We start from the raw sequence: 10,094 nt of genomic DNA on the forward strand, positions 1-10,094 counted from the left end.
CGCGTTTCCACCTGTCCTGGCCGGTATCCGGGCTGGCAAATGCGGCCGTCTCACCTTCCCATGCCAAATGCACAGTGGTCAATCGAGACGGCTCGTCGCCATGTCAGCGACATTTGCTTACCGTTGCGGGGGCAGCACACGTTGGCCCGTCGTTACAGGCTCCGTGTTTCCCAGTTTAACTGCGCTCATGGACATGGGCGCGGGCACCAAAACCCCACAATTATACACAGTCGATGATGACGGTCTCGCCGTAGGCAATGGCGTGGGGACGCTGCGCCGCCTCCAGCGCCATGGCCTCGGGACCGAGTCCGCGCGCGCGCGCCAGCAGCAGGCGGATGGTGCCGGCGTGGCAGACGACGATGCTCTCGGGTGAAGCCGCGCGCATGCGGTCGGCATAAAACGCGGCCACGCGGCGCGCCATGTCGGTCACGCTTTCGCCGCCGCCGGGGCGGTAGCCGGCCATGTCGGCGGCCCAGGCGTCCACCCCGGCGCGTTCGATGTCGTCCCAGCGGCGCATTTCCCAGGCGCCGAAATCGAGTTCGGCCAGGCGCGCGTCATACTGAACGGCTGCGCCGCCCAGCGCCGCCGCCAGTGCGGCGCAGCGCCGCAGCGGGCTTGAAAAAATGGGGACGCCGGCCGGCAGGCGCCCGCGCAGGGCGGGCAGGGCCAGCGCTTGCAGGACGGGATCGACGGCGAGGTCGGTGCGCCCGTAGCACACGCCGGATGCCACCTGCGGCGCCAGATGGCGCACCAGATGCAGGCGCATCTCAGAGCCAGGCGCCGTGATGGAAAAACGCCAGCAGCGCGAGGTAGATGACCACCTCGGCCACCTGCTGCACCGCGCCCAGGCAGTCGCCCGTATAGCCGCCGATGCGGCGCAGGCATTTGGCGCCCAGCCACCACGCCACCAGCGCGGCGCCGATCGCGCTGGCGAGCAGCGCAAGCCAGGGCACCATCGCGCCGCTTGCCAGGGCCAGCGCGGGCAGGCCGGCGCCGGCGCAGGCGATGCCGAATTCGCGGTGGCTCATGTGCTGGGCCATCGGCTTGGCCTTGCCGTCGGCGCGCGCGTATTCCATCTCCCAGATCAGGCTGACCGCCGCCAGGCGCGACAAGGGATGGGCGATGAACAGCGCCGCGATCACGCCCGGTGCGGGCAGGGACCACAGCGCGGCGCACTTGAGCGCCACCGTCAGCCCCATGCCGACCGCGCCATAGGTGCCGATGCGCGAGTCCTTCATGATTTCGAGTACCCGCCCGGTGGTCATGCCGCCGCCGAAGCCGTCGCACATGTCGGCCAGGCCGTCTTCGTGGAAGGCGCCGGTCAGGTAGATGCCTGCCGCCGTGGACAGGAGCACCGCCACCGGCGCGGGGAACAGCCAGGCGGCGCAGGCATACACCGCCGCCGCCACGCCGGCCACCACCACGCCCACCAGCGGAAAATAGCGCGACGCATGGTGCAGCCAGGACGGATCGAATCCCACCCAGCCCGGAATCGGCACGCGCGTGAAGAACTGCAGCGCGATGAAGAACAGCCGGCACTGGTGCACGATGCTGGCCATGGCGTGTCTTTACGCCGACTGGCCGCTGACGCGCGCCGACTGGAAGGTGGCCATCTCGCCGAGGAAGTTGACGGCCGCGTGCAGCAGCGGCAGCGCCAGTGCGCAACCGGTGCCTTCGCCCAGGCGCAGGCCGAGGTTCAGGAGCGGCCTGGCCTGGAAGTGCTCGAGCATGCGCGCGTGGCCCGCTTCGTCCGAGCAGTGCGAGAACACGCAGTAGTCGAGGATGGCCGGCTGCATGCGCGCCGCCACCAGCAGCGCGCTGCTGACGATGAAGCCGTCGATCAGCAGCACCATGCGCCGCTCGGCCGCCTTGAGCATGGCGCCGACGATCATGGCGATTTCGAAACCGCCGAAGGTGGCCAGGATGTCGAGCGGCTCGCTCATCTCGCCGTGCAGGGCGACGGCCGCTTCGATCACGGCTTGCTTGTGCAGCACGCCCTCGGGCGACAGGCCGGTGCCGGCGCCGACGCAGTCCGCCACCGGCACGCCGGTCAGCTTGTGCATCAGGGCGGCGGCGGCGGTGGTGTTCCCGATCCCCATTTCGCCGAAGCCGATCACATTGCCTTCCAGGTTGCCGACGATGCGCATGCCGTGCGCCAGGGCGGCGGCGCATTCGGCCCACGTCATGGCCGGCTGCTGCGCGAAGTTGGCGGTGCCGCGTCCGACCTTGCAGTCCATCAGGGCCGCGCGCCTGCCGAAGTCGTGGTTCACGCCGGCGTCGACGATCTGCAGCGCGCAGCCGTTCTGGCGCGCGAACACATTGATGGCCGCGCCCTTGGACAGGAAGTTCTCGACCATCTGCCAGGTGACGCTTTGCGGATAGGCGGAAACGCCTTCGGCCACCACGCCGTGATCGGCCGCGAACACCAGGATGGCCGGCTTGTGCAGCGCGACTCTGGTGGTTTGCTGGATCAGGCCGATCTGCCGCGCCAGGGTTTCGAGCGCGCCCAGGCTGCCCAGTGGTTTGGTCTTGTTGTCGATCGCCTGGGTCAGCTCGCTGGCCAGCAGTGGGTCGTGGGTGGAAGGTATGTCTGGGAGGCGCATCGTGAAGAGAGATAAGAAAGTGTCAAGAAAATTCCGCGCTAAGATAGCACATCCTCGCTTTCGCGTTTCTGCAAGACCAGCGTAGGGCGGCAAAGTGCGGCACAATTGGCCTGTGAATGTTGTCGTTTCATACAAATGAGCGCGTAAAAGAACAGGAAAATGATGAACGAACAGGTGGCAAGGAACGTGGTGCTGGTGCGCTCCATCGAAACCATGGACGGCAAGCACGAGGTGCTGAGCGACGACGATCGCCTGTACGCCAGCCGCAGCGCGAAGGAACTGGCGCAGTGGCAAGCCTCCGACAGCAAGTCGGCGGTGACGCCGGAGCATTTTTTGCAGCAGCGCGCCGAGCAGATCCTCAAGCGCCTGGGCGAGCGCACGCCCGCGTTCGCCGCCATTGCGCGCCGCCGCAGCGGCTTCAAGGCGCTCTCGCTCGGCCTGCCCTTGGCGGCGCTGGTGCTTGGCGCCGTCGTCGACCGCATCGGCGATCCGCACCGGGTCGACCTGCTGTCGGCGCCGCTGCTGGCAATTATCGGCTGGAATATGCTGGTGTACCTGCTGTTGATGGCCTGGGTGTTCGTGCCGGCGCGAAAGAACGGCTGGGTCTCGCCGGCCTTGCTGCGCCGCCTCAGCGGGGCGCAATTGTCGCTGCCGCGCAAGTTGCCGAATGTGCTGGCGGCCGGGCTGACCGATTTCAGCCTGCAATGGAGCGAGCTGAGCGCCAGGCTGACGCAGGCGCGCCTGGCGCGCACCATGCACCTGGCCGCCGCCATGTTTGCGCTCGGGGCCGTGCTGTCGCTGTACGCGCGCGGCTTCCTGACGCAATATGCGGCCGGCTGGGAAAGCACCTTCCTCGACGCCACCCAGGTGCACGGCATCCTGTCGGTGCTGTTTGCGCCGGCCGTGACCTTGCTGCCGCTGGAAGGCTTCAGCATCGCCGATATCGCGGCCTTGCACTTCTCTAAACTGTCGACCGGGGCCGGCGGGGCCAGGTGGGTGCATTTATATGGCGCGACCCTGCTGTTGCTGGTGGCGCTGCCGCGCCTGGTGCTGGCCGGCGTGGCGCACTGGCGCGCGCAGCGCATGGAACAGCGTTTTCCGCTCGACCTGGAACAGCCGTATTTCCGCAAGCTCAATGGCGAAGCCGGGACGGCCGCGCCGGCCCTGCTGCGCGTGCTGCCCTACAGCTTTACCCTGGACGAGGCGCGCGACAAGGGCCTGGCGCAGGTGGCCGCGACCCTGTTCGGCGAGCAGGCGCGGGTGATGCTGCGCCCGTCGTCCGGCTACGGCGAAGAAGCGGTCGATACCCTGCGCGACCTGAGCGTGGACGACGCCAACGTGACCGCCACCGCCGTGCTGTTCAGCCTGGCCGCCACGCCGGAGAAGGAAAACCACGGCGCCTTTCTCGACCATCTGGTGCGCGTCTCCAAGCGCGGCATTGGCGTGCTGGTCGACGAGTCCGCGCTGGCCGAGCGCAGCGGCGCCCAAGCCGGGGCCGATGCGCGGCTGGCCGAGCGCATCGCGCTGTGGCAACAGTTCTGCAATTTCCATGGCGCACCGGCCACCATCGTCAACCTGCTGCATCCCGAACGCCGCCCGCTGGAGCACGGCGCCGGACTTAGCTTATCGAAGGCACCATGAGCGACACCCCTGTCCAACTCCAGTTTGCACTGATTTCGCACACCAACAACGGCAAGACCACGCTGGCGCGCACCCTGGTCGGGGTCGATGTGGGCGAAGTACGCGATGCCGCCCACGTGACGATCTTTGCCGAGTCGCATCTGTTGCTCCAGACCGCCGAGGGCGACACCCTGCAACTATGGGACACGCCCGGCTTCGGCGATTCGGTGCGCCTGCTCAAGCGCCTGGCCATGGCCGGCAATCCGATCGGCTGGTTCCTGCGCGAAGTGCTGGACCGCTACCGCGACCGTCCGTTCTGGCTCAGCCAGCAGGCGCTGCGCACGGCGCGCGACGAGGCCGATGTGGTGCTGTATCTGGTCAACTCGTCGGAGCATCCGCGCGACGCCGGCTACCTGCCGGCCGAGATGCGCATCCTGGAGTGGCTGGGCAAGCCGGTGGTGGTGCTGCTCAACCAGCTGGGGCCGCCGCGTCCGGCGCAGGAAGAACAGCAGGAGCAGACCGCCTGGAAACAGCATCTGGACCAGTACAAGATCGTGCGCGAGGTGCTGGCGCTGGACGCCTTTGCCCGCTGCTGGGTGCACGAGCGCGTGTTTTACGAGGCGGTCGGCAAGCTGGTCGAGCCATCCAAGCAGGCCGGCTACGCGCGCCTGTTTGCACTGTGGGAAGCCAACAATCGCGAACGCTTCCTGGAAGCGATGCGGATCACCGGCGCGCAACTGGCCAGCGCCGCGCGCGACAGCGAGCCGGTCGAGGCCGACGAAAAGACCTTCCTCAAGTCGGCCATGAAGGCCGTCGGCCTGGGCAAGAACGACCAGCAGCGCCAGGAACGGGCGATGGCTTTGCTGGTGGAAAGGCTGAACCAGAACATCGCCGCCACCACGGGACGCCTGCTGGCGCTGCATCAGCTCGATCCAAGCGAGGCGCCCAAGATCAATGCCCGCGTGAGCAAGAATTTCACCGTGCGGGCACCGGTCGACCGCGCCCAGGCGGGACTGCTGGGGGCGGTGGTGTCGGGTGCGGCCACGGGCTTGTCGGCCGATCTGATGGCGGGCGGACTGACATTCGGGGCCGGGGCCTTGCTGGGCGGCGTGGTCGGCGCCCTGACGGCGGCCGGGGCGGCCTGGGGTTTCAATACCAGCACCGACCGCAACCGCACCACGATGCAGTTCGCCGACGATTTCCTGCAAACCTTGCTGGTCAGTAGCATCCTGCGCTATCTGGCGGTGGCCCACTTCGGGCGCGGGCGCGGCAATTTTGTCGAAGGCGAGGCGCCGGCGTTCTGGCAGGCCGAAGTGGAGGGCGCCGTGGCGCAGCAGGGCGGGCGGCTGGCCGAGATGTGGCAGGCGCTGCGCACCGAGGGCGATGCGGGCAAGGCGGGGGCCGAGGTCGAGGAAATCGCGACCTCGGTGGCGCGCGCGACCCTGGCGAAGCTGTATCCGGGGTCGATCTGACGCTGCGTCGGGTAATTCCGGTCAGAAAACGTATTGCGCGCTCACGCCCGCCAGCCAGTTGCGCTGGGGCGCCGCTTCATAAAAGCGCTTGTTGGCGTCGCCCACGATCACCGAGCCCACATAGCGGCGGTCGCCCAGGTTGTTCAGGCGCACGAATTGCTTCAGGCGCCATCCGGCCAGCGATTGCCTGGCCTGGAAACGGGCGTTGACGATCGCGTAGCCGGGGGCGGCGATGTCCAGATTGGCGTCTTCGGCATAGACCTTGCCGCTGGCGATGGTTTCCAGGGCGGCGCCGAAGCCATCGTCGCTGCTCTTCCATGCCAGCTCGCCGAACAGGTTGGCTTTCGGCACGCCCGGCAAGCGGCTGCCGGCCGCCACGTTGCCGAAGCCTTGCTCATAGGTCGCGTGCAAGGCGGTCATGGCCAGGCGGCCGCTCAATCCCGCGCCAAAATGGCTGTCCAGCGAGACTTCCGCGCCCCGGCGCAGGGTTTCGCTGGCATTGCGGTAACTGGTGCGCCCGCCGCCCGAGACATCCACCACCAGCTCGTCGCTGGTCTTGACCTGGAACACGGCTGCGTTGATGCGCGTGTTGCTGCCGAGATAGGCTTTGACGCCCGCTTCCACGTGGGTGCTGGTGGCGGGCTTGAGCGCAAAGTTGAAACCGGCGCCCGCGCCTGAATAGAACAGCTCGTTCAAGGTCGGCGTTTCGAAGCCGCGCGCGGCGCTGGCGTACACATTCACGCTGGGCGAGACCTTGTACAGCGCACCGAGCACCGGTGTCGTGCGGCGGAAGCTGACGGCGCCGCTGTCGTTGCCGTTGCCGACAAAGCGGTCGTCGACGCTGACTTTCATCCGGCTGTGGCGCAGGCCGGCGCTCAAGACCCAATCGCCGCCTTGCCATTCGGCCTGCGCGTAGGGATCGAGGCTGGACACGGTATTGCTTTCATCGCGGCGCAGCTTGCCCTGCAGGCCGAACTGGTTGCCGATGAAGTTCTCGTAGCCCTGGCGCTGGTCCTTGGAACGCCCGTAATCGACGCCGATGGTGGTGCTCAGCTTGCCGCCGGCAAGCTGGCGCACGCTCAGCCAGTTGATGTCGGCGCCGTAAAAGTCGCGGTCGAAATCGACCACGCCGCCGGACTGGCTGGCGGGCGTTTGCAGGAATTTGGAGAAAGCCTGGTACTGGATCACCTGGCGATTGCCGCCGTACACCATGGCGCGCAGCTTGTCCTCGCCCAGGCGCTGCTCGACAGCGGCCCCGATCTGCTTGTGGTCGATGCTCTTGCGCGTGTCGTAGCGGTCGGCAATGGTGCGCTTCGGCGTTTGGGTATCGGTGGCATCCGTTTCGCCGGCGCGCGCATCGCGCTGGTAGGTGGCCCAGGTGACGCCGAGCGGATCTTGCGTGTCGTCCTGGCTGAGGGCGCTGGCGGTCAAGGTCAGCTTGCTGGCGCCGGTCGGCGCCATGGTCAGCTTGGCGAAGCGCTGCTCGCGCGTGGCGGCGCTGTGGGCACGGTAACCATCGGTCTCGAAGCGGGACCTGTCGATCACGTAGCCGATGCCGTTCGTGTCGCCCTGGGCGTTGATGTCGACCTTGCGCGTGCCGTCGCTGCCGCCGATGACGCTGCCTTCGACGCTGGGCCGGCCCTGGCCGTCGCGCGTGAACAATTGCACGGTGCCGCCGGCATGGTTGCCGTAGATGGCAGAAAACGGCCCGCGCAGCACTTCGATGCGTTCCGCCATGTCGAGGTTGAAGGTTGCCGCTTGTCCCTGTCCGTCCGGCATGGTTGCAGGGATGCCGTCGGCAATCAGGCGCACGCCGCGCACGCCGAAGGCCGAGCGCGCCCCGAAGCCGCGCGAGGAAATCTGCAGGTCTTGCGCATAATTCTGGCGGTTCTGGGCCACCAGGCCCGGTACGGCCGAGAGCGATTCGGAGGCGTTGACGCGCAGCTGGCCGTCGCGGATGCGGGCGGCGTCGAGCACGTCGACGGCGGCCGGCAAGTCAAAACTGCTGTGCTCGACCCGGCTTCCGCTGATGACGACCACATCGGCCAGCGGCGCATTGGCTGGCGCATCGGGCGCGGCGGCCGTGGCCGTGCCTGCGGCGCCGAACGCGAACAAGGTGGCGATGGTGTTCAGGCGAAACGGGTGCTGCGTCATGGGTTCTCCGGTGGATGTTTGGCGTCGGTACGCAATATACGCGGGCGCCATGAATCCTGCAGCGAGCACGCCTGCCCTGACGGCGTAATGTGCGCCAGAGCACCAACGAAAAGACTAGCCTGTTGCTAGCCGTTGAAGTTTCTTTGCGTTTGCGCAAGTACTTTTCTTGATCTGCGTCTACGCTTGGATTCCCGGTATATAACCATAGAGGAAGAGGACGACATGAATCTCGCAGATATCAGCAAGCTGGGCGTAGCCAACCCGTTCAAACAACGCTACGACAATTACATTGGTGGAAAATTTGTTGCGCCGGTTAAAGGCGAGTATTTCGGCAACGTGACGCCGATCACCGGGCAGGTGTTCTGCGAGGTGGCGCGCTCGGGCGCGGACGATATCGAGCTGGCGCTGGATGCCGCGCATGCCGCCAAGGAAGCCTGGGGCAAGACCTCGCAGGGCGAGCGCGCGAATATCCTCAACAAGATTGCCGACCGCATGGAAGAAAACCTCAGCCTGCTGGCCACGGCGGAGACCATCGACAACGGCAAGCCGGTCCGCGAGACCACGGCGGCCGATATCCCGCTGGCGATCGACCATTTCCGTTACTTTGCCGGCTGCATCCGCGCGCAGGAAGGCACGGTCGCGCAGATCGACCATGAAACGTATGCGTATCATTTCCATGAACCGCTGGGCGTGGTCGGGCAGATCATTCCGTGGAACTTTCCGATCCTGATGGCCGTGTGGAAACTGGCACCGGCTTTGGCTGCGGGCAACTGCGTGGTGTTGAAGCCGGCCGAACAGACGCCGGCCTCGATCATGGTGCTGATCGAGCTGATCGGCGATCTGTTGCCGCCGGGCGTGCTTAACATTGTCAACGGTTACGGGCTGGAGGCCGGCAAGCCGCTGGCGTCGAACAAGCGCATCGCCAAGATCGCGTTCACGGGCGAGACCGGCACCGGCCGCCTGATCATGCAATACGCGGCGCAAAACCTGATTCCGGTCACCTTGGAACTGGGCGGCAAATCGCCGAATATCTTCTTTGCCGATGTGATGGATGCGGACGACGCGTTTTTCGACAAATGCCTGGAAGGCTTTGCCATGTTCGCGCTGAACCAGGGCGAGGTGTGTACCTGCCCGTCGCGCGTGCTGATCCAGGAATCGATTTACGACAAATTCATCGCGCGCGCATTGGAGCGGGTAGCGAAGATCAAGCAAGGCAATCCGCTCGATGCGTCGACCATGATCGGCGCCCAGGCCTCGCAGGAACAGCTGGAGAAAATCCTGTCGTATCTCGATATCGGCAAGCAGGAGGGCGCCGAGCTGCTGACCGGCGGCGCGCGCAATATGCAGCCGGGCGATATGAAGGACGGTTATTACGTGCAGCCGACCGTCTTCAGGGGCGATAACAAGATGCGCATCTTCCAGGAAGAGATTTTTGGCCCGGTGGTGTCGGTGACGACCTTTACCGACGAAGCGGACGCCCTGCGCATCGCCAACGATACCTTGTACGGACTGGGCGCCGGATTATGGACGCGTGACGGTACGCGTGCGTTCCGGGTCGGTCGCGCCATCCAGGCGGGGCGCGTGTGGACCAATTGCTACCACCTGTATCCGGCGCATGCGGCCTTTGGCGGGTACAAGCAATCGGGCATCGGGCGGGAAAATCACAAGATGATGCTCGACCACTATCAGCAGACCAAGAACCTGCTGGTCAGTTACAACCCGAACGCGATGGGTTTCTTTTAAGCGGAAAGGATCTGGCATGGGTGACGCGCTTTCACGCGTGGTCGCAACCGATGCCGCGTGCGCAATGATCGACGAGTTGCGCGCGCGGCATGGGCCGGTCATGTTCTTTCAGTCGGGCGGCTGCTGCGACGGCAGCGCGCCGATGTGCTATCCGGACGGCGAATTCAATATCAGCGATAGCGATGTGTATGTGGGCGAGATCCACGGCGCGGCCTTCTATATGGGGCGGGAGCAGTTCGCCTACTGGGAGCATACGCAGCTGATCATCGATGTCGTCGCAGGGAACGGCGGCATGTTCTCGCTGGATAATGGAACAGGGCGGCGCTTCCTGACCCGGTCGCGTCTCTTCAGCGACGATGAGTTCGGCGCGCTGGCCCCGGTGAGGGAGGGGCCGCGCGACACATAAATACGTGTATTCGTGAGCATGGCGTCGGTTCCATGCGACGAAATGTGTAGCCTCACCGAAAGTTCTTGCCAGCCCGGGGAGGGCTTTGCTATAGTT

At 65.9% G+C, this 10,094-nt stretch carries 8 protein-coding genes and 1 riboswitch; of the genes, 4 read left to right on the forward strand and 4 right to left on the reverse strand.

The genetic code is table 11. The features are described 5' to 3' along the window. Position 1 precedes the first annotated feature (1 nt). Positions 2 to 226, reverse strand: a riboswitch (cobalamin riboswitch). From EJB06_RS30775 to cobT, 3 genes are all read right to left on the reverse strand, one after another. Then, positions 221 to 766, reverse strand: a complete 546-nt coding sequence (locus tag EJB06_RS30775) for a histidine phosphatase family protein (RefSeq protein ID WP_126077844.1) — start codon at positions 764 to 766, stop codon at positions 221 to 223. Its footprint overlaps the riboswitch before it by 6 nt. Position 767: 1 nt before the next feature. Continuing rightward, positions 768 to 1,559: an adenosylcobinamide-GDP ribazoletransferase gene (locus EJB06_RS30780; protein ID WP_126077845.1), complete on the reverse strand. Its 792-nt coding sequence runs from the start codon at positions 1,557 to 1,559 to the stop codon at positions 768 to 770. Positions 1,560 to 1,568: 9 nt separating this feature from the next. Next, a complete protein-coding gene (gene cobT, locus EJB06_RS30785; protein ID WP_126077846.1) occupies positions 1,569 to 2,603 on the reverse strand; it encodes a nicotinate-nucleotide--dimethylbenzimidazole phosphoribosyltransferase in 1,035 nt (344 codons plus the stop codon). Positions 2,604 to 2,762: 159 nt separating this feature from the next. On the opposite strand from cobT, the gene EJB06_RS30790 reads away from it, so the two are divergent. Together EJB06_RS30790 and EJB06_RS30795 are read left to right on the forward strand one after the other, a co-directional pair. Beyond that, a complete protein-coding gene (locus tag EJB06_RS30790; RefSeq protein WP_307720493.1) occupies positions 2,763 to 4,244 on the forward strand; it encodes a DUF2868 domain-containing protein in 1,482 nt (493 codons plus the stop codon). Then, positions 4,241 to 5,695, forward strand: coding sequence for a DUF3482 domain-containing protein (locus EJB06_RS30795; RefSeq protein WP_126077847.1), 1,455 nt, complete (start codon positions 4,241 to 4,243; stop codon positions 5,693 to 5,695). Before EJB06_RS30790 ends, EJB06_RS30795 begins: the two co-directional genes overlap by 4 nt. A gap of 21 nt (positions 5,696 to 5,716) precedes the next feature. On the opposite strand, the gene EJB06_RS30800 is transcribed toward EJB06_RS30795, so the two are convergent. After that, positions 5,717 to 7,849: a TonB-dependent receptor family protein gene (locus EJB06_RS30800; RefSeq protein WP_126077848.1), complete on the reverse strand. Its 2,133-nt coding sequence runs from the start codon at positions 7,847 to 7,849 to the stop codon at positions 5,717 to 5,719. A gap of 222 nt (positions 7,850 to 8,071) precedes the next feature. Here EJB06_RS30800 and adh point away from each other — a divergent pair, with 222 nt between their 5' ends. Together adh and EJB06_RS30810 are read left to right on the forward strand one after the other, a co-directional pair. Then, positions 8,072 to 9,592: an aldehyde dehydrogenase gene (gene adh / locus EJB06_RS30805; RefSeq protein ID WP_126077849.1), complete on the forward strand. Its 1,521-nt coding sequence runs from the start codon at positions 8,072 to 8,074 to the stop codon at positions 9,590 to 9,592. Between the two features lie 16 nt (positions 9,593 to 9,608). Beyond that, positions 9,609 to 9,998, forward strand: a complete 390-nt coding sequence (locus EJB06_RS30810; RefSeq protein WP_126077850.1) for a DUF779 domain-containing protein — start codon at positions 9,609 to 9,611, stop codon at positions 9,996 to 9,998. The last annotated feature ends 96 nt before the right edge of the window (positions 9,999 to 10,094 follow it).

It is taken from the genome of Massilia atriviolacea (assembly GCF_003953935.1).
GTDB classification, from domain to species: domain Bacteria; phylum Pseudomonadota; class Gammaproteobacteria; order Burkholderiales; family Burkholderiaceae_D; genus Telluria_A; species Telluria_A atriviolacea.

Coding starts and splice junctions, on each gene's coding strand:
- EJB06_RS30775 (WP_126077844.1), bottom strand. CDS start 766: ATGCGCCTGCATCTGGTGCGCCATCTGGCGCCGCAGGTGGCATCCGGC.
- EJB06_RS30780 (WP_126077845.1), bottom strand. CDS start 1,559: ATGGCCAGCATCGTGCACCAGTGCCGGCTGTTCTTCATCGCGCTGCAG.
- cobT (WP_126077846.1), bottom strand. CDS start 2,603: ATGCGCCTCCCAGACATACCTTCCACCCACGACCCACTGCTGGCCAGC.
- EJB06_RS30790 (WP_307720493.1), top strand. CDS start 2,763: ATGATGAACGAACAGGTGGCAAGGAACGTGGTGCTGGTGCGCTCCATC.
- EJB06_RS30795 (WP_126077847.1), top strand. CDS start 4,241: ATGAGCGACACCCCTGTCCAACTCCAGTTTGCACTGATTTCGCACACC.
- EJB06_RS30800 (WP_126077848.1), bottom strand. CDS start 7,849: ATGACGCAGCACCCGTTTCGCCTGAACACCATCGCCACCTTGTTCGCG.
- adh (WP_126077849.1), top strand. CDS start 8,072: ATGAATCTCGCAGATATCAGCAAGCTGGGCGTAGCCAACCCGTTCAAA.
- EJB06_RS30810 (WP_126077850.1), top strand. CDS start 9,609: ATGGGTGACGCGCTTTCACGCGTGGTCGCAACCGATGCCGCGTGCGCA.